Below are 18,922 nucleotides of genomic sequence, written 5' to 3' on the forward strand. Positions count from 1 at the left end.
ATAACAACACAACAACAATGAGCACTATAACCAAAACTGATTTTCATTTTCCGGGGCAAAAAAATGTGTACCGCGGTAAGGTGAGGGATGTATATACTATTAATGACGACCTGCTTGTAATGGTAGCTACCGACAGGCTTTCGGCTTTCGATGTGGTAATGCCCAAAGGCATACCCTACAAAGGGCAGATACTGAACCAAATTGCCACTAAGTTTATGCGCCTTACCGAAGATATTGTCCCGAACTGGCTTATAGACACACCCGACCCAAATGTAGCTGTTGGTATGCTTTGTGAACCGTTTAAGGTGGAAATGGTTATACGCGGTTATCTTTCCGGCCATGCTGCACGGGAGTATGCCGCAGGGAAAAGAATTTTATGCGGGGTAGAACTTCCTGAAGGCATGAGGGAAAACGATAAATTTCCTTCGCCTATAATTACACCAACTACCAAAGCCGATAATGGCGAACATGATACCGATATATCCCGCCAGGATATTATAACGAAAGGTATAGTATCTGAACAGGATTATAAAGTACTGGAGCAATACACAAGAGCTTTGTTTAAGCGCGGCAGTGAAATTGCTGCTTCAAGGGGCTTGATACTGGTGGATACCAAATACGAATTTGGACGGAACAAAGACGGCAAAATAGTTTTGATTGACGAAATACATACACCGGACTCTTCACGATATTTTTATGCCGAAGGTTATGAGCAGCGACAAAACAGGGGAGAGCAACAAAAGCAGCTAAGTAAGGAGTTTGTAAGGCAGTGGCTGATTGCTAACGGCTTTCAGGGTAAGGAAGGTCAGCAGATTCCGGAAATGACTGACGAATATATTGCCAGCGTCTCTGAAAGATATATTGAACTTTATGAAAATATTATTGGAGAAAAATTTGCTAAAGCTGACATCTCGGATATTCATAAGAGAATTGAAAATAATGTAACAGCTTTTTTGAGTAAATAAAAAAACTTTCAATATTAACGTAAACCGCCCAATAGTGGCGGTTTTTTTATTTTATTGCAATAAAGGCAGATAAATAAATTTGTTAAAAATTATGTTAAAATAATGTTTTTGAGTAACGATTGTAATTTGTATGCGTCTATTAATTAAACAATCAAAGTAAAATCAATCATCATTAAAAATCAAAATCATCATGAAAAAAACGATCATTTATTTAGGACTTGCACTTGTAGCTTTCAGTAATGCAGCAATTGCAGAAAACACAGTAACAGACACAAAAAAAATTGAGTTAGTAAGGGAGTATAAAAATACTACCCCGCTTTGTGCTGCAATCCTTAAAGGCGATGTTGACGCCGTTAAAAAATTCATTCAGTACGGTGTTGATGTAAATCAAAAATCTAACGGTTTAACACCATTAATGCTGGCAGCCCGTTATAACAATGTTGAAATTGTTAATCTTTTAATTGAGAACGGTGCCAATGTTAAAGAAGCTGATGAAAAGGGTTTCACTGCTGTTAAATATGCAGAGCTTTCTAATGCTACACAGGCTGCCGAAGTTTTGAAAAAAGCTATGAATGCCTAACCGTTGTTAGCACGATTATAAAAAGCACCTTAATGAGGTGCTTTTTTATTTTATGTAACGCTTAACAGTATCCTGATGCCTACCAATATAAGGCATCCTGCCAAAAACTGGATGATAACATTGCTTTTCAGCCTATGGGAAAAATAAGCCCCAATCTGTGCTCCGGGTACTACGCCAAGGGCAAGCATTAAAACCATTTTTACAATAGCAGGATCATTGTAACTGCCATTTACAGCATGCGTAATAACGGTTACTGTTGCCATAACAGCAAGGATAAAATGTGATGTTGCAGTAGCAATGTGCACCGGGAATTTTAGCCAGTGCGCCATGGCAGGCACATGGATTATACCGCCGCCTATACCCAGCAAAGGGGAAATATAGCCAACCAAAATACTAACTATATTGCCTTTTACCTGATTATAGCTGTATTCATAGGTTACACCTTTATTATCGGTAACAATATGGTGTGTGTAACCTTTTTTAATTATCGGCTTTACATCGGGCAGGACATTCCTGTTTTTATAAAAAAGGTAAATAGACAGTAGTATAAGTAAGATACCAAAAATGATATTGAAAAGCTTTTCAGGTATGTATTGTACGGTAAATACTCCCAATATAGAGCCAGGTATGGTAAAAAGCGCAAAAGTAATACCGGCACGGTAATCTATACGGCCTGATTTTGCATAGGCAAAAGTACCGGAAACGGCATTGACCGAAACAACTGCCATGGATATTGCGGTTATTAATTCAGGAGTAAGGTCAGGGTAAAATATAATAAGCAGCGGCACTAAAATAAAACCGCCCCCTGCACCTATTAAAGTGCCGAAAGCGCCTATAACCAATCCCACCAAAACAAGAACAAAACTATTTTCCAATTAAAGGTATTCTTTAAAATATTAATAAATTAATATCCCTGTAAGACAGGGAAAACCAGTCGGCAATAAGCCTGTTTGTTAAAAGCCCGTGGTAGGCATACACGCCATGCTTTAAACCGGTATTACAATGTATTGAGCTTTCCAGCCCGCCATCTTCAGCCATTTGAAGTAAAAAAGGACTGATTATATTACTTATGGATATTGATGCGGTTTTAGAATAGCGGGAAGGAATGTTAGGCACGCAATAATGCGTTACATTGTTTTTTACAAAAGTGGGCTTTTCATGTGTTGTAATTTCAGATGTTTCAAAGCAGCCTCCTGTATCTATACATACATCTACCACTACGGCACCTCTTTTCATATGCTCAACCATTGTTTCGGTAACAATAATAGGTGTCCTGTTTTTACCGCGCATAGCACCTATTGCCACATCGCAGCGCATTAATGCCTTTAGTAAGTTTTTTTCCTGTATGGTTGAAGTAAATATGCGCTGGTTTAAATTATTCTGCAGCCTACGCAGCTTGGTTATGGAATTATCAAAAACCTTTACATTGGCACCAAGCCCAATAGCTGTTTTAGCTGCAAATTCTGCTACTGTACCTGCACCAATTATCACTACTTCTGTAGGTGGCACACCAGTAATATTACCCAGTAAAAGCCCTTTACCCAGTTTTTCACTAATCATCAGTTCGGCAGCTATAAGTACCGAGGCTGTACCCGCAATTTCACTTAACGATTTTACGGCAGGGTAGGAGCCGTCCTCATCCTTAATAAACTCAAAGGCAAGTGCCGTAATTTTTTTGGCAGCCAGTGCCTCAAAATATTCTTTTTTTTGGGTTTTTAATTGTATGGCAGAAATGAGCAACGTTTTATGGTTCATCATTTCTATTTCGCCTAAAGTTGGCGGTTCAACTTTTAAAATAACAGGGCAGCTAAAAACCTTTTTGGTATCCTGTGTAATTTCAGCACCTGCATCGCTGTATTCTTTATCACAATAACTGGCACTGTCTCCGGCGCCTGCTTCAATCATTACACGATGCCCATGTGCAGTAAGTGAGTTTACAGCATCAGGCGTAAGGCAAATCCTCCGTTCCTGGTAAGAAGTTTCTTTAGGTATGCCTATAAATAAATCGCTGCGCTCTCTTGCTACTTCAAGTTTTTCTTCCTGCGGGAGCAACTGCTGTTTTGTAAAAGGTGTAATTGACATGGCTGGTTATGATAAATTGCTTCTAAATTACAAAAAATGAACAGATGTTAATAACTATTTTACTATAACTTGCCTTTTATCATCCTGTAGCTGCCTAATGGTAATAGCGGTATGGTCAAGCGGAATAAGGTTTGGGGTTTTTTCCGGCCATTCAATAAGGCACAGGTTGCTGGAATAAAAATATTCGTCGATACCCATATCATATGCTTCTTCCTCACTGTTAAGCCTGTAAAGGTCAAAATGGTAAATAACCTGTCCTTCTTCAGTTGCATATTCATTAACCAATGAAAAGGTAGGGCTGGAAGCCATATCCTTAACTCCCAGTTTTTTAGCAATAGCTTTTATCAGGGTTGTTTTTCCCGCTCCCATTTTGCCATGAAAAAGCACTATATTTTTTAAACCGCCATTTAAAATTTGTTGGGCAGTTTTATCTATTTCCTCCAGGGAAAAAGTTATTTCCATATAACCGAAAGCTATTTTGGGTTAAAAACTAAAAACGGTATAATCATTTCTTCCAGCGAAATACCACCATGCTGATAAGTATTCCTGTAATAACTTACATAATGATTAAAGTTATTTACATAAGCCAGGAACAAATCATTTTTGGCAAAAATAAAAGAACTGCTCATATTTATAGTAGGGAGCTGTACTTTTTTAGGGTCTTTTACATGATATACATCCTTTTCCTCAAAAGTAAGGCTGCGCCCTGTTTTATATCTTAAATTAAGGCTGGTGTTCCTGTCGCCAATAACTTTACTTGGGTTTTTTACATTTATAGTACCGTGGTCGGTGGTAAGAATTAATTTAAAGCCCATAACCTGTGCCTGTTGGATAATTTCCAGTAAAGGAGAATTCCTGAACCAGCTTAAAGTTAAGGAACGGTAAGCCTTATCATTGCTGGCAAGTTCTTTCACCACTTCCATTTCGGTTTTAGCATGCGAAAGCATATCCACAAAATTATATACCACAGTAGTAAGGTCGTTATTTTTAAGCCCTTTAAAGCTATCAACAAGTTTTTTACCGTCTTTATAGTTGGTTATTTTGTAGTATTCCTGTTTCAGGTTGCTAAGCCCAAGGCGGCGTAGCTGTTCTGTTAAAAATTCACACTCATATAAATTTTTGCCTCCTTCATCCACATCGTTTTTCCAGTACTGCGGATATTTTTTTTCCATTTCAAGCGGAGTAAGCCCTGAAAATATGGCATTGCGTGCATATTGTGTAGCCGTAGGCAATATGGAATAATAAGCCGTTTCCTTTTCCAGTTTGTAATGGTTGGAAATAACACCTTCAAAAGCCTTCCACTGGTCATACCGCAAATTATCTATAACAACAAATAATATAGGTTGTTTCTTCTGGATTTCAGGCACAACAAGTTCGCGAAAAAGATTGTGCGACAATACGGGTTTATCAGCTTTCTGCTCAAACCAGTCTTCATAATTCTTTTCAATGAATTTGCCAAACTGTGAATTTGCTTCCAGTTTTTGCGATTCCAGTATTTCCACCATACTCTGGCTTTCTATGGTTTCAAGCTCAAGCTCCCAAAACAGTAACCTTTTATAAAGGTCTATCCAGTCTTCCCAACTGTTTACCATAGCCATATCCATGGATATTTTACGAAATTCCTTTTGGTAGTCGAGGGTTGTTTTTTCGGATACCAGCCTGGAGTTATCAAGATTCTTTTTAAGGGAAAGCAATATCTGGTTTGGGTTTACAGGCTTAATAAGGTAGTCGGCTATTTTAGAGCCTATGGCTTCTTCCATTATGTATTCTTCCTCGCTTTTTGTAATCATTATTACCGGTACAGAGGATTTTTTTTCTTTTATTTCAGAAAGGGTTTCCAGCCCGCTTAATCCCGGCATGTTTTCATCGAGAAAAACAATGTCAAAATTTTCATTCTCAAAAAGGTCTATAGCGTCCTGCCCGTTATTGGCAGTGGTAACCTTATAATTCTTTTTTTCAAGAAAAAGTATGTGGGGTTTCAGCATATCAATCTCATCGTCAACCCAAAGTATCTTTATCTCATTCATATTTTATGAGTAATTTTTTATTAAAAAAAGCACTGCAATTTAAGGTATATTAAGGATTTTAATCCTAATTTTTTTATAAAAACTCTAATGGCATAAATAAAAAAGGCCCGCAAAATTTATTTTTGCAGGCCCTCCTTCAATAACCTAAGTAACAAAAAATAACGTTATTAATGTCCTACGGTGTGTTGAAGTTTCTTTGGTTGTTGATGTGTTGCCTAATTTACAGCTTTAGCAGCATGTATATTTTAAAAAATCATAATATCCGGGTATAAAATTACTTATATGTTTGTAGCCGTAAAAGCGATTAAAGCATATTAACCTAGGTTTAACTAATATTAATAAAACCGCGTTAATACAGTTGTTATTCGTGTTAAAAAAGCTGTTTTGTAAACCTGCCTGCCACTTTGTTTATTGCTATATTTGTTTAAAATTTAATTTGTGAGCCAGATAAACAAGCTGAAAATACTAAATGACCCCGTTTACGGGTTTATATCAATTACCAATCCGCTATTATACGACCTTATACAGCATCCGTACTTCCAGAGGTTAAGGCGCATTTCCCAAATGGGAATGTCTTACCTGGTATATCCAGGTGCACACCATACGCGTTTTCATCATGCACTGGGCTGTATGCATTTAATGCAGCGTACTATACAGATATTAAAATTTAAAGGAGTCCAGATATCGGAAGAAGAAGAGAATGCTTTATGCATTGCCATACTACTGCACGATATAGGCCACGGGCCTTTTTCACACGCTATGGAGCACAGTATTGTGGAAGATGTAAACCATGAGTGTATTTCACTTTTATTTATGGACAGGCTAAACCAGGAAATGAATGGAAAGCTTACACTTGCCATAAAAATATTTAAAGGAGAATACCACCGGAAGTTTATGCTGCAGCTTATATCCAGCCAACTGGATATGGACAGGATGGATTACCTTAAAAGAGACAGCTTTTATTCAGGCGTTGCCGAAGGAAATATAAATTCTGAAAGGCTTATACAGATGCTGAATGTTGAGGATGATGTACTTGTAATTGAAGAAAAAGGAATTTACTCCGTAGAGAAATTCCTGGTAGCGCGCAGGCTTATGTACTGGCAGGCCTACCTGCACAAAACAAGTGTTGCTGCCGAACTGATATTAACTAAAATATTAAAACGGGCGAAGGAACTTACTCATTTGGGCAAGGAGCTGAATTGCAGCAGGCCTTTGCAGTATTTCCTTAAGAATAAAATCAGTTTTGAAGATTTTAATGACGAGGTGCTTAAAACTTTTTCGCAGCTTGATGATTTTGACATTGTATCAGCTTTAAAGGAATGGCAGTTTAATGATGATTTTGTTCTAAGAGAACTGTGCAGGATGATTATTAACCGCGACCTTTTAAAAATAAGGCTGCGCTCCGCAAAAGTAGATAAGGAAGAGGTGGAAAGGCTTAAAGCTGTAGTAATGGAATATTACAGTATTACTGAAAAAGAGGCATCCTACTTTGTTTTTAAAGGTAAAATAAAAAACCAGGCTTATAACAAAGCCGGGGAACCGATACGCATTTTAAAAAAGGACAAAACGATGGAAGATGTTATAGAAGCTTCAGACCAGTTGAATCTTAAAGCATTATCAAAACCTGTAACCAAGTATTATATGTGTTTTCCAAAAGTAATTTTGGAAAAAGCAGGTATTTGATATAATTTTATATTTTTGTCGGGATGAAATTTACAGCAGAACAGATAGCAGGCATATTGGAGGGAGAAGTTGTGGGCAACCCCAACGCAGAAGTCTATAAGCTTGCCAAAATAGAGGAGGGCACAGATGGCTCCCTTACCTTTTTGGCAAACCCTAAGTACCTGCAATATATATATTCTACAAAAGCAAGTGTTACAATAGTTAACAAAAGCTTTGAGCCTGAGGCAGAAATAAACACTACACTTATAAAGGTTGACGATGCCTATAAATCATTTTCAAAACTACTGGAATATTATAACCAGGTTAAGTTAATGAAATCAGGTATTGAGCAGCCTTCTTTTATTTCGGAAGGTGTTGAATATGGTGAAAACCTGTATTTGGGCAGTTTTTGCTATATCGGGAAAAATGTAAAAATTGGCGATAATGTAAAAATTTATCCCAACAGCTTTGTAGGGGATAATGTAACCATAGGCAACAATACTATACTTTTTGCGGGTGTCCGTATATATTCTGAAACAGAAATAGGAAAAAACTGTACTATACATTCAGGCTCCATTATAGGTTCAGACGGTTTTGGATTTGCACCTAACGAAGAGGGTATTTACAGTAAGGTACCGCAGATTGGGAATGTAATTATTGAAGATAATGTAGATGTGGGCGCCTGCACTACTATAGACAGGGCAACACTGGGTTCAACGGTAATTAAAAAGGGCGTAAAACTTGATAACCAGATACAGATAGCCCACAATGTAGTTATAGGGGAAAATACGGTTATAGCTTCACAAACAGGCGTTGCCGGTTCAACCAAAATAGGCAAAAACTGCATTATTGGGGGGCAGGTAGGCATAGTAGGGCATATTACTATTGGCAATAATGTACGCATACAGGCACAATCGGGTGTAGCAAGAAATGTGGCAGATGGCGAGGCTGTACAGGGATCTCCTGCCTTAGCGTATGCCGATTTTAATAAATCGTATGTTTATTTTAAAAACTTCCCAAAAATTGTTGCCGACATAGAAGAGCTTAAACATCAAAATAAACAATAAATAAGTAAAGATGGTTAAACAAACCACCATTAAAAGCGAAATTTCATTAAAAGGTGTAGGGCTTCATACAGGTAAGGATGTTACCATGACGTTTAAGCCCGCCCCAATAAATAACGGATTTACTTTTGTAAGGGTAGACCTTGAAGGCCAGCCGGTAGTTGAGGCCGATGCCAATTATGTAGTTAACACACAGAGAGGTACAAACCTTGAGAAGAAAGGGGTTAAGATACAAACTTCTGAACACGTGCTGGCAGCACTTGTAGGCTGCGATGTTGATAATGTAATTATAGAGCTTGATGCATCTGAACCGCCTATTATGGATGGCTCTTCAAAATTCTTTGTAGAGGCTATAGAAAAAGTGGGGCTGGTTGAACAGGATGCAGAACGCAATGTATATGTGGTTAAAGAGGTAATTTCTTATACCGATGAGGCTACAGGCAGTGAAATAATTGTAATGCCTGCGGATGATTACCAAGTAACTGCAATGGTTGATTTTGGTACCAAGGTATTGGGTACACAAAATGCAACACTTAAAAATATAAAAGATTTTAAGACTGAAATAGCAGATTCAAGGACTTTCAGCTTTTTGCATGAACTGGAAACCCTTTTGAATAATGGGCTTATTAAAGGTGGCGACCTTAATAATGCCATAGTATATGTTGATAAGGAAATATCCCCGGAAACTATGGAAAGCCTTAAGGTTGCTTTTGGCAAGGAAAGTATAGCCATTAAGCCAAACGGTATATTAGATAATCTTACACTGCACTATCCTAATGAGGCAGCCCGCCATAAACTGCTTGATGTTATTGGTGACCTTGCTTTGATAGGTACAAGGATAAAAGGTAAGGTAATCGCCAATAAACCCGGTCATTTTGTAAATACGCAATTTGCTAAAAAACTATCTAAAATTATAAAGATAGAGCAGCGCAACCAGGTTCCGGTATATGACCTTAACCAGGAGCCGCTTATGGATGTAAACAAAATCATGAGCATGCTGCCACACCGCCCGCCTTTTCTTTTGGTGGATAAAATACTGGAAATGTCGGACAGCCATGTGGTAGGATTGAAAAATGTTACCATGAACGAAAGCTTTTTTGTAGGCCATTTTCCCGGCGCTCCGGTAATGCCGGGGGTACTTATAGTTGAGGCTATGGCGCAAACAGGAGGGATACTTATTTTAAGTTCCGTTCCCGATCCTGAAAACTACCTTACTTACTTTATGAAAATTGACAACGTTAAGTTTAAACAAAAAGTATTGCCGGGCGATACACTGGTGTTTAAATGCGACCTTATCTCTCCTATCAGGAGGGGTATATGCCACATGCAGGCTAATGCCTATGCTAATGGCAGACTGGTTGCAGAGGCCGAACTAATGGCACAGATTGTCAAAAACAACTAAAAGAACATTTTATGAATCAACCTTTAGCATATGTACATCCCGGAGCAAAAATTGCCAAAAATGTGGTAATTGAGCCTTTTACTACTATTCACAATAATGTGGAAATAGGAGAAGGTACCTGGATTGGCTCAAATGTTACTATTATGGAAGGTGCCAGGATTGGCAAAAACTGTAATATTTTTCCCGGTGCTGTAATCTCCGCAGTACCACAGGATTTAAAATTTGGAGGTGAAGATTCACTTGCAATAATAGGGGATAACTCCACTATACGTGAGTGTGTTACCATTAACAGGGGTACCATTGCATCAGGCCAAACCAAACTCGGTAAAAACTGCCTTGTTATGGCTACCGCCCATATAGCCCATGACTGCCATATTGGTGATAATGCGATTATTGTAAACGGTGTTGCCCTTGCAGGGCATGTTACTGTTGGTAATTATGCTATTATAGGCGGGCTTGCGGCAGTACACCAGTTTATAAGTATTGGCGACCATGCTATGATATCCGGCGGGTCGTTGGTGCGTAAAGATGTGCCGCCTTTTACAAAAGCGGCCAAAGAACCTTTATCTTATGTGGGTATTAACTCTATAGGTTTAAGGAGGAGGGGCTTTACTACTGAAAAAATCAGGGAGATACAGGACATTTACCGAATACTGTACCAAAAAAATTATAACACCACACAGGCTTTAAGTATAATTGAAGCTGAAATGGAGGCTACCCCGGAGCGTGATGAAATAATACTGTTTATAAGGAATTCATCAAGGGGTGTAATGAAAGGCTACACCGGCATATATTAATAAATTAAAGGCAACAAATAAACAAATTCAAATAATGGCAAGTACATCTGACATCAGGAACGGGTTATGTATTAAGTTTAATAACGATATTTATAAAATTATTGAATTCCTTCATGTAAAGCCGGGTAAAGGCCCAGCTTTTGTAAGGACTAAATTAAAAAGCCTTACTACAGGCAAGGTGCTTGATAATACTTTTTCTGCGGGGCACAAAATTGATGACGTAAGGGTTGAAACACACAAATATCAATTCCTTTACCCTGAGGGCGACCTGTATCATTTTATGCATGCTGAAAACTATGAGCAGATTTCATTAAACAAAAATATACTTGATGCTGCCGAGCTTTTAAAGGAAGGCGAAAACGTAATGGTTATATGGAACACCGAAACAGATTCGCCATTGTCAGTAGATATGCCTGCCTCTGTAGTGCTTGAAGTAACTTATGCCGAGCCGGGCGTAAAAGGCAATACTGCCACAAATGCCACCAAGCCTGCTACTGTTGAAACAGGGGCTTCGGTTAATGTACCTTTATTTATTAATGAAGGTGATAAAATTAAAATTGATACAGCTACAGGCGCTTATGTTGAGCGTGTAAAAGAATAATAGTTAATGGGCCTGTTTATGCAGGCCCATATTTTAAACCAGCAAATATGAAATTTCCTAAAGTTTATCCTTTAAAGGAGATAGCAGCAATAATTGACAGTGAGTTTGTAGGAAATGAAGATTTTCCAGTGCATGGCATGAATGAAATTCATGTGGTGGAACCGGGGGATATTGTATTTGTTGACCACCCAAAATATTATGATAAAGCTTTACAATCGGCGGCTACCATTGTGCTTATCAACAAAAAAGTTGACTGCCCCGATGGTAAGGCTTTATTAATTTCAGACGATCCATTCAGGGATTTTAATAAACTCACAAGGCATTTTATGCCATTTAGGTCTTCCGCTGCTTCAATTTCCGATTCTGCTGAAATAGGCGAGGGGACTGTAATACAGCCTAACAGTTTTATTGGCAATAATGTAAAAATTGGCAAAAACTGCCTTATTCATCCTAATGTGAGTATTTATGATAATACTGTAATAGGAGATAATGTAATTATACATGCTGGCACTGTACTTGGTGCCGATGCTTTTTATTACAAAAAGCGCCCTGAAGGGTTTGACCAGTTGTTATCGGGCGGAAGGGTTGTTATTAAAGATAATGTTGGCATAGGTGCTGCCTGTACTATTGATAAAGGCGTTACAGGAGATACAACTATAGGCGAAGGTTCTAAAATAGACAACCAGGTGCACGTTGGGCATGATACCATAATTGGTAAAAAATGCCTTATTGCAGCCCAAACAGGTATTGCAGGATGCGTTGTTATTGAAGATGAAGTTACCATTTGGGGACAGGTTGGTACAACAAGCGGAGTAACTATTGGAAGTAAGGCAATAATATTGGCGCAATCAGGAGTTAGCAAATCGCTTCAAGGCGGTAAGATATATTTTGGTACTCCGGCTGAAGAATCAAGAGATAAGTTGAAACAGCTTGCCAACGTGAAACGCATACCTGAAATTTTAGAGAAATTAAAGCAATAATTATGGATGCAAAGGAGCTTGTAAGAGAATATTATGAGAAGGGTGCGTATAAAGATGCAAAAGTAATGCAGGGCTTTATACATGATGATTTGTTGCTGCAATGGCACAGCTCAAAAGGTTTTTTACAACTGGAAAAAAACGACCTTGTTGCCCTTGTTTCCGAAATGCAGAAATCCTATTCTGATGCCAGGGTGGAAATAAGCCATCTTATTGCAGAAGGCAACTCTGTATGCGTGCGCTATACTCATTATGTACATGCGTTTGAAAACCCTGCTGAAGAAACTATCCTTGCCCACTTTATCCTTGTTTGGGAAATAAAAGATAATAAGCTGTATAAAGGTTTTTTAATGAGCCAGTTGGGTTAGGTTTTATTTATTTCGGGCATAAAAACTTACAGGGATTAAAACTGATAATGCTTTATTATTGATTTGATAATACAATTGGAAATTGGTTAGTTCCTTTTGAAAAATTGATATATAAATAATAAAAAAAGCTTTATATATTTTAAGTAAAAACCTATTTTTGCATCACTATTAAAATAATAAAAAACTATATCATGAGTGTTTTAGTAAATAAAGATTCCAAAATAATTGTTCAGGGATTTACAGGTAGCGAGGGTACTTTTCACGCCACCCAGATGATTGAATATGGCACTAACGTAGTAGGCGGTGTAACACCTGGTAAAGGTGGAACCACACACTTAGACCGCCCTGTTTTTAATACTGTAAAAGATGCAGTGGAAATTGCAGGTGCAGATACTTCAATCATTTTTGTTCCGCCGGCATTTGCTGCTGATGCAATTATGGAAGCTGCCGAGGCAGGTATTAAAGTAATTATAGCAATTACTGAAGGTATTCCTGTTGCGGATATGATTAAAGCTTATGATTATATTAAAGATAAGGATTGCCGCCTGATTGGCCCTAACTGCCCGGGCGTTATAACACCGGAAGAAGCTAAAGTGGGGATTATGCCGGGCTTTGTGTTTAAAAAAGGAACTGTAGGCATAGTTTCAAAATCAGGAACATTAACTTATGAAGCTGCTGACCAGGTGGTAAAACAGGGGCTTGGTATCACAACCGCTATTGGTATAGGTGGTGACCCGATTATCGGTACAACTACAAGGGAGGCAGTAGAACTGCTTATGAACGACCCTGAAACAAAATGTATTGTAATGATAGGGGAGATAGGCGGACAGCTTGAAGCTGACGCTGCACGCTGGATTAAGGAAGACGGCAACAGGAAACCTGTTGTGGGCTTTATTGCCGGTGAAACTGCTCCTAAAGGACGTACTATGGGCCACGCCGGTGCTATTGTAGGTGGTGCTGACGACACGGCTGAAGCTAAAAAACGCATCATGAGGGAAAACGGAATACACGTAGTGGATTCTCCTGCTGAAATTGGTAAAAAAGTAAAAGAGGTTTTAGGATAAACCTTAATTATAAGATAATGAAAAGCCCCTTTAAAAGGGGCTTTTTTATTTAGCAAGCTTTAGGGCCTGTTTATAGGTTTCGATACTGTTGGCAGTATTATAAGGCGGTATGAAACTTTCCCGTGGAGTACCATCTATATGGTACATTTTTTCAGCAGGTATCTGGTAGCCTATTTGTGTATTTTTCATTTTAAAAGTATATATGGCACCTATCAGCCCTGCCATTTTTGTACCTGTAATTTTTGCCCTTTTCATGGCATCAAAACCTATAACTATTCCTTCGCCCATGCTTCCTGTCCAGTGTCCTGCCATAATTACCAGCCTGCCTTTATATGTTTTTTTTCTGGGTACTACATATTCTATCCACGAGCGTACTGTACCATATTCCTTTTCATTAATGAGGTGTTTTTGGTAGGGCATATCTTTGTCAATAAACCGCCCCATAATAGCACGTGCAACAGTTGTATTTCCACCACCGGGTGTTTCTGTCAGGTCAAGTATTATGCTTTTTGTACTCATCAGGCTATCAACGGCTTTATCAAAAGCAGGTATTAAATCATAGTTGTCAAGGGAGTTATTAATTTTAATGTACCCGGTATTACCAGGCAATATTTTATATTCTAATAAAGTTTTTGGTTGTTCATTTACAATAGTATCCGGGAAATAATTATATATTTTTCCATCTTGTTTCAGTGTGAATTCCCTTTTCATAGCATATGTCCCTGCAAGTAGCATATTAACGGCATAGCTATACATTGCAGGAGTATATTTTTCAGCTGACTTAGGCAGGAATTTTTGCAGTTGCGCTGCAACATCTTTTTTATTGAAGGATAGTATTTCCATACCGGGTTTAATCCCGGCTTTTTCAGCGGCTGAATTTTTGCGTACATCAGTAATAAAAAAACTGTTTTCCCGCTTTTCGGCATATACATCGGCACCGCTTGGTATAATTCTGTTAGATGTATCATATCCTGATGTTAGCGATATATGCCCATTATGCAGTTCATTTATTACATTTTCCAGCAATAGTGTAAATTCATAATTGTTTTTAATGGTGTCTGTAGCAGGCAGGTAAATTTCTTTTACTTTATTCCAGTCAACCTGCTGCTCTTTAAAATAGGCAAAATTATTGTTGTAGTCATTCCAGAATTCAATGAAGTCTTCCCTGTATATAGATTGCCCCTTTAAACTTAAAGTAAGCAGTAAAAAAAATAGTGCGGGTTTTATATTTTGCATAATTAAACAGTTAAAGTTGTAACTGCTAATATAAACTAATAACCAGCCAAATTTCATATTTTTATAAGCTGAAAGAAATTTAATGAAAACCGCTTTATTATATTTATTTACCTTTTTTGCATTTACGTGCCAGGCACAGGAACTAACCATACCTGTTAAAGTACTTTCTAATGTAAAGGCTGGCCCTGAAAGATATATAGGCACTGATGCCTTTGGGTGGAAATATACCACTCTTAATAATGAATTCAGGAAAAGTAAAGACGGAATTATGCTGCAATATAAAGCGGTTGCATTAGGCACGTTACACTCAGCAGATATATACAATCCGTTGCAGATAGTGTTATTTTATAAAAAATTCAATACTGTAGTTTTACTGGACAACCAGTTAAATGAAACTGCGAGAATTAATTTTACCGACCAGCCAAGGACTGATAACCCACAGCCCATACTTGCCGAAGCGGCAGGGCTGGCATCGCAAAACCGCCTATGGCTTTATGATATGGCTACACAGCAGATAGGACTTTATAGCCCGGCACAAAAAACTTTTAAAACCCTTACACCGCCTTTTAATGAAAGCCTTAAATATTTCCAGAGTGATTACAATTATTTTTACTGGATAGATTCGCGAAACGATTGCTATGCGGTAAACCTTTTTGGCAAGGTTAATTACCTGGGTACTGTACCTGAGTTTGAACAGTTGCAAATTATACCGGGAGGGGAAAGAATATTATTTAAAAAAGGCAATGCTGTTTATTTATACAACATGGCAGAAGAAAAGGTAATGCAGGTTGAAACGGTTGAAAAATCATTTAAAAGTTTTCATTATGCAGCACAAATTTTATCTATTTTTACAAACAACGAAATCATCCAGTATAAAATAACACTACCAGAATAATGCATATAGCTGTAGCCGGGAATATAGGCGCCGGAAAAACCACATTAACAGGATTATTAGCTAAACATTTTAAATGGGAGCCACACTATGAAGATGTGGTAGATAACCCTTACCTGGATGACTTTTACCACCAGATGGAGCGTTGGTCATTCAACCTGCAGATATACTTCCTGAACAGCCGCTTTAACCAGATATTGCAGATAAGGGAGAGTGGTAAAAAAATTATACAGGACAGGACTATATATGAAGACTCCCATATATTTGCACCCAACCTGCACGCTATGGGGCTTATGAGCAACAGGGATTTTAATAATTATAAATCGCTGTTTGAACTTATGGAAAGCTTTGTGGCAGCGCCTGACCTGCTGATATACCTGCGCAGTTCAATACCAAACCTTGTTAAGCAGATACACAAGCGTGGCAGGGACTATGAAAACTCTATATCCATAGATTACCTTAGCAGGCTTAACGAGCGTTATGAAGCCTGGGTGCAGGGGTATGACAAGGGAAAACTGCTTATACTTGATGTTGACAAACTGGATTTTGTAGATAACCCTGAAGATTTAGGCGATATAATAAACCGTATTAATGCCGAAATACACGGGTTGTTTTAGCCTGACAGCTTGCTTAAAACCTCATTTAAATCAATGGCGTCCTTAAAGAAATTTTTCCACAGGTCGCCTTTTTGTTTCACCCTTTCCGGCAGTGTTTTAATAGTGTAGTTTTTAATATCAAAATTTTTATCATCAAGTTCATCCCAGTTAAGCGGGGTACTGGCAGTTGCCCCTTCCCGTGGGCGGAGGGAATAGGCGCAGGCCATTGTTTTCCCCTTACCGTTTTGTAAATAATCAAGGTACACTTTTCCAACCCTTTTAGACGGGCTTCGTTCCAGGCTGGTTATATCAGGCAAAGCCTTATGTACAGCCTGGCTTATAATTTCAGAAAAACTACGTGTTTGGGTGTAAGTGTATTTAGGTTGTACCGGTATGAATACATGCAGCCCTTTTCCTCCTGATGTTTTAAGGTAGCCATTGATGTTAAGGCTATCCAGTATTTCTTTGACTTTTTTAGCTGTAGTAACAAGGTCTTTTAAAGAAGCCTTGTTGGGATCAAGGTCAAAAATTATATAATCGGGATTGTTAATGCTGCCTACGCGGCTGCTCCAGGGGTTTATTTCTATACAGCCCCAGTTGGCAAGAAATATAAGCGTTTCTTTATCATTACACACTAAATATTCTATAGTATCTCCTTTTGACTTAGATTTTATTTTCTTGGTTTTTATCCAGTCAGGCACCATGCCCGCTACATTTTTTTGGAAAAAGCCTTCTTTTTTTATTCCATCAGGTGTCCTTCTTAATGATTGGGGCCTGTCAATTATATAAGGCAATACATATTCTGCCATCTGGTCATAATAAGCTATAACATCGCCTTTGGTATACCCTTCTTTTGGCCAAAAGACTTTATCAGGGTTAGATATTTCTACTTTATCTGTATCAAAACCTTTTTTCATAGCTTTTGGCTTAGCCGTTTTTTTTGATTCGGTATTTGATTTCTTCACATTTTTATTTTCAGGGCTTAATTCCGCAGCTTTTTCGCGAATTACCTCTTTAGGATTTTTATCATTACGCAGTGCTATAAATACGGGATGCCGAAGGCTTCCTGTTTCAGTCCATTCGGTATATTTTATCTGGGCTACAAGGGCAGGGGTAACCCAATGCGCATTTTTTTCTTTTGGTACGTTTTGGAAAGGGCTTGTTTTCCTTTCTAATTTTTGTAGTCTTGCATGCATGTCTTTTAATGAATCTTCATTAAAGCCGGTGCCAACTTTCCCCGAATATATTAATTCATCATTTTCATAATATCCCAGCATCAGGGAACCAAAGCCTGTGCGCGAGCCCTGGGGGTCGGTATAGCCGCCAATAACCATTTCCTGTTCTTTAGTAACTTTGATCTTAAGCCACTCCTTGCTACGCTTGTTTACATGGTATTTTGAAGAAGCTTTTTTAGCAATCAAACCTTCAGCCCCTTCTTTTTCAGCTTTTTTAAGTGCTTCAGTACCTTTACCAATAACATGGCCGGAATAAATAATTTCATCACTTTGAGATAGCAGTGCGTTCAGTATGCGTTTTCTCTGCACCAGTTCAAGAGGGGTAAGGTCAAAACCATTAAAATATAATATATCAAAAACGTAGCATTTTAGCTGGCCTCTTTCGGGGTTTTCATTGTAATACTGCAGCCATTGAAATTTACTTTGCCCTTTTTCATTTTCAACAACAATTTCACCATCCAGTATTACATCATCACCAATAATTTCAAAAGCCTTAACTAAGTCCGCATACTTGGCATTAAATGACAGCCCGTTCCTCGATACAAGATTAATTTTGCCTTTATTGATTTGTATAAGTGCCCTGTAACCATCATACTTATTTTCAAAGAGCCACTCATCATCATTAAATATTTCATCAGTAAGTGTGGCTAATTGAGGCTTCCAGCCGGAAGGGAATTTAGTAAGCTTTTTTGCTCCGGCAACATCATCAGGGGTAAAGGTTACAGGTTCATTTTTTGTTTCACTTTTGGTATTGTCTTTAGCTACAGACCTGGTTTCTTTCCTGTTGCTTTGCCAGGTTGCTGATTTTTTATCGTTTTCAATTTCATCCAACGTACGCCCCGTTAGTACAGATTCCTGTTTGAATTTATCTTTTCCTGCATATTCATCCTTACCCTTCATGAGCAGCCATTGGTTTTCCTTGCCTTTCATATGTACAAGATGATAGGAACCTTTAAGCTTTTCGCCATTTAGTGTCATTTTTATATTACCCTCACGGTACATTTTTTTAAGTATTTTTTCGCTTTCGGTATAATCATCAATACCTTCAGCCAGGTAGGTTCCTGTATCCCAAACCATAACGGTACCGCCACCATACTGCCCTTTTGGTATGGTGCCTTCAAAATCTATATAATCCATAGGGTGGTCTTCCACATGCATTGCCAGCCTTTTTACCGAAGTATCAGCCGAAGGGCCTTTAGGTACTGCCCAGCTTACAAGCACACCGCCAATTTCTATCCTGAAATCATAGTGAAGCCTTGAAGCATCATGCTTCTGGACTACAAAGCGCAGTTCCTTTCCGGCTTTTTTTACTTTGCCTTCAGGTTCTGCTGTTTTTGTAAAATCCCTTTTCTTCTTATATTCTGACAACTTCAT

18 protein-coding genes are annotated in these 18,922 nt (G+C 38.2%); 12 read left to right on the plus strand and 6 right to left on the minus strand.

Features of this window, described 5'->3' with window-relative positions; translation table 11 throughout:
- Positions 1-17 precede the first annotated feature (17 nt).
- On the plus strand, positions 18-965 hold the full coding sequence (locus GSF09_RS00560) for a phosphoribosylaminoimidazolesuccinocarboxamide synthase (RefSeq protein WP_159798975.1): 948 nt from the start codon (positions 18-20) through the stop codon (positions 963-965).
- A gap of 190 nt (positions 966-1,155) precedes the next feature.
- Positions 1,156-1,545 (plus strand): ankyrin repeat domain-containing protein, encoded by a 390-nt coding sequence (locus GSF09_RS00565; RefSeq protein WP_159798976.1) that lies wholly within the window; start codon positions 1,156-1,158, stop codon positions 1,543-1,545.
- 50 nt (positions 1,546-1,595) lie between these two features.
- Here the strand turns inward: GSF09_RS00565 and GSF09_RS00570 are convergent, their stop codons facing one another.
- From GSF09_RS00570 to GSF09_RS00585, 4 genes are read right to left on the minus strand one after another with little or no spacing between them, the layout of a single operon-like run.
- A complete protein-coding gene (locus GSF09_RS00570; protein WP_159798977.1) occupies positions 1,596-2,420 on the minus strand; it encodes a sulfite exporter TauE/SafE family protein in 825 nt (274 codons plus the stop codon).
- Positions 2,421-2,433: 13 nt separating this feature from the next.
- A complete protein-coding gene (locus GSF09_RS00575; protein ID WP_159798978.1) occupies positions 2,434-3,627 on the minus strand; it encodes an alanine dehydrogenase in 1,194 nt (397 codons plus the stop codon).
- Between the two features lie 54 nt (positions 3,628-3,681).
- A complete protein-coding gene (gene tsaE, locus GSF09_RS00580; protein WP_159798979.1) occupies positions 3,682-4,089 on the minus strand; it encodes a tRNA (adenosine(37)-N6)-threonylcarbamoyltransferase complex ATPase subunit type 1 TsaE in 408 nt (135 codons plus the stop codon).
- An 11-nt stretch (positions 4,090-4,100) separates the two neighbouring features.
- Positions 4,101-5,654 (minus strand): bifunctional response regulator/alkaline phosphatase family protein, encoded by a 1,554-nt coding sequence (locus tag GSF09_RS00585; RefSeq protein WP_159798980.1) that lies wholly within the window; start codon positions 5,652-5,654, stop codon positions 4,101-4,103.
- A 438-nt stretch (positions 5,655-6,092) separates the two neighbouring features.
- Here GSF09_RS00585 and GSF09_RS00590 point away from each other — a divergent pair, with 438 nt between their 5' ends.
- From GSF09_RS00590 to sucD, 8 genes are all read left to right on the plus strand, one after another.
- On the plus strand, positions 6,093-7,337 hold the full coding sequence (locus GSF09_RS00590; protein WP_159798981.1) for an HD domain-containing protein: 1,245 nt from the start codon (positions 6,093-6,095) through the stop codon (positions 7,335-7,337).
- Between the two features lie 23 nt (positions 7,338-7,360).
- Complete coding sequence (lpxD, locus tag GSF09_RS00595; protein ID WP_159798982.1) at positions 7,361-8,383, plus strand: UDP-3-O-(3-hydroxymyristoyl)glucosamine N-acyltransferase; 1,023 nt, start codon at positions 7,361-7,363, stop codon at positions 8,381-8,383.
- Positions 8,384-8,393: 10 nt separating this feature from the next.
- Positions 8,394-9,782, plus strand: a complete 1,389-nt coding sequence (locus GSF09_RS00600) for a bifunctional UDP-3-O-[3-hydroxymyristoyl] N-acetylglucosamine deacetylase/3-hydroxyacyl-ACP dehydratase (protein ID WP_159798983.1) — start codon at positions 8,394-8,396, stop codon at positions 9,780-9,782.
- 11 nt (positions 9,783-9,793) lie between these two features.
- Positions 9,794-10,579, plus strand: coding sequence for an acyl-ACP--UDP-N-acetylglucosamine O-acyltransferase (gene lpxA, locus GSF09_RS00605; RefSeq protein WP_159798984.1), 786 nt, complete (start codon positions 9,794-9,796; stop codon positions 10,577-10,579).
- 34 nt (positions 10,580-10,613) lie between these two features.
- Positions 10,614-11,180 (plus strand): elongation factor P, encoded by a 567-nt coding sequence (gene efp, locus GSF09_RS00610; RefSeq protein WP_159798985.1) that lies wholly within the window; start codon positions 10,614-10,616, stop codon positions 11,178-11,180.
- A 47-nt stretch (positions 11,181-11,227) separates the two neighbouring features.
- On the plus strand, positions 11,228-12,160 hold the full coding sequence (gene lpxD / locus GSF09_RS00615) for a UDP-3-O-(3-hydroxymyristoyl)glucosamine N-acyltransferase (RefSeq protein ID WP_159798986.1): 933 nt from the start codon (positions 11,228-11,230) through the stop codon (positions 12,158-12,160).
- A 2-nt stretch (positions 12,161-12,162) separates the two neighbouring features.
- The gene (locus tag GSF09_RS00620) at positions 12,163-12,525 is read left to right on the plus strand and encodes a nuclear transport factor 2 family protein (protein WP_159798987.1); all 363 of its coding nucleotides are present in this window, start codon (positions 12,163-12,165) and stop codon (positions 12,523-12,525) included.
- Positions 12,526-12,716: 191 nt separating this feature from the next.
- Complete coding sequence (sucD, locus tag GSF09_RS00625; RefSeq protein WP_159798988.1) at positions 12,717-13,589, plus strand: succinate--CoA ligase subunit alpha; 873 nt, start codon at positions 12,717-12,719, stop codon at positions 13,587-13,589.
- A 45-nt stretch (positions 13,590-13,634) separates the two neighbouring features.
- On the opposite strand, the gene GSF09_RS00630 is transcribed toward sucD, so the two are convergent.
- Positions 13,635-14,825, minus strand: a complete 1,191-nt coding sequence (locus tag GSF09_RS00630) for a S41 family peptidase (RefSeq protein WP_159798989.1) — start codon at positions 14,823-14,825, stop codon at positions 13,635-13,637.
- A gap of 82 nt (positions 14,826-14,907) precedes the next feature.
- On the opposite strand from GSF09_RS00630, the gene GSF09_RS00635 reads away from it, so the two are divergent.
- Positions 14,908-15,720 carry a hypothetical protein gene (locus tag GSF09_RS00635; RefSeq protein WP_159798990.1) on the plus strand — a complete coding sequence of 271 codons (813 nt, stop codon included), beginning with the start codon at positions 14,908-14,910 and terminating at the stop codon, positions 15,718-15,720.
- Positions 15,720-16,334 (plus strand): deoxynucleoside kinase, encoded by a 615-nt coding sequence (locus tag GSF09_RS00640; RefSeq protein WP_159798991.1) that lies wholly within the window; start codon positions 15,720-15,722, stop codon positions 16,332-16,334. The genes GSF09_RS00635 and GSF09_RS00640 overlap by 1 nt, the downstream gene beginning before the upstream one ends.
- Here the strand turns inward: GSF09_RS00640 and ligD are convergent.
- Complete coding sequence (gene ligD, locus GSF09_RS00645; protein WP_159798992.1) at positions 16,331-18,922, minus strand: DNA ligase D; 2,592 nt, start codon at positions 18,920-18,922, stop codon at positions 16,331-16,333. The two genes, GSF09_RS00640 and ligD, sit on opposite strands and share 4 nt — an antisense overlap.

The organism is Flavobacterium sp. MK4S-17, assembly GCF_009848495.1.
Lineage (GTDB): Bacteria > Bacteroidota > Bacteroidia > Flavobacteriales > Flavobacteriaceae > Flavobacterium.

What these genes read in the sequence shown, in the direction of transcription:
- GSF09_RS00560 (WP_159798975.1), top strand. Translation starts at nt 18, where the DNA reads ATGAGCACTATAACCAAAACTGATTTTCATTTTCCGGGGCAAAAAAAT.
- GSF09_RS00565 (WP_159798976.1), top strand. Translation starts at nt 1,156, where the DNA reads ATGAAAAAAACGATCATTTATTTAGGACTTGCACTTGTAGCTTTCAGT.
- GSF09_RS00575 (WP_159798978.1), bottom strand. Translation starts at nt 3,627, where the DNA reads ATGTCAATTACACCTTTTACAAAACAGCAGTTGCTCCCGCAGGAAGAA.
- tsaE (WP_159798979.1), bottom strand. Translation starts at nt 4,089, where the DNA reads ATGGAAATAACTTTTTCCCTGGAGGAAATAGATAAAACTGCCCAACAA.
- GSF09_RS00585 (WP_159798980.1), bottom strand. Translation starts at nt 5,654, where the DNA reads ATGAATGAGATAAAGATACTTTGGGTTGACGATGAGATTGATATGCTG.
- lpxD (WP_159798982.1), top strand. Translation starts at nt 7,361, where the DNA reads ATGAAATTTACAGCAGAACAGATAGCAGGCATATTGGAGGGAGAAGTT.
- GSF09_RS00600 (WP_159798983.1), top strand. Translation starts at nt 8,394, where the DNA reads ATGGTTAAACAAACCACCATTAAAAGCGAAATTTCATTAAAAGGTGTA.
- lpxA (WP_159798984.1), top strand. Translation starts at nt 9,794, where the DNA reads ATGAATCAACCTTTAGCATATGTACATCCCGGAGCAAAAATTGCCAAA.
- efp (WP_159798985.1), top strand. Translation starts at nt 10,614, where the DNA reads ATGGCAAGTACATCTGACATCAGGAACGGGTTATGTATTAAGTTTAAT.
- lpxD (WP_159798986.1), top strand. Translation starts at nt 11,228, where the DNA reads ATGAAATTTCCTAAAGTTTATCCTTTAAAGGAGATAGCAGCAATAATT.
- GSF09_RS00620 (WP_159798987.1), top strand. Translation starts at nt 12,163, where the DNA reads ATGGATGCAAAGGAGCTTGTAAGAGAATATTATGAGAAGGGTGCGTAT.
- sucD (WP_159798988.1), top strand. Translation starts at nt 12,717, where the DNA reads ATGAGTGTTTTAGTAAATAAAGATTCCAAAATAATTGTTCAGGGATTT.
- GSF09_RS00630 (WP_159798989.1), bottom strand. Translation starts at nt 14,825, where the DNA reads ATGCAAAATATAAAACCCGCACTATTTTTTTTACTGCTTACTTTAAGT.
- GSF09_RS00635 (WP_159798990.1), top strand. Translation starts at nt 14,908, where the DNA reads ATGAAAACCGCTTTATTATATTTATTTACCTTTTTTGCATTTACGTGC.
- GSF09_RS00640 (WP_159798991.1), top strand. Translation starts at nt 15,720, where the DNA reads ATGCATATAGCTGTAGCCGGGAATATAGGCGCCGGAAAAACCACATTA.
- ligD (WP_159798992.1), bottom strand. Translation starts at nt 18,922, where the DNA reads ATGAAGTTGTCAGAATATAAGAAGAAAAGGGATTTTACAAAAACAGCA.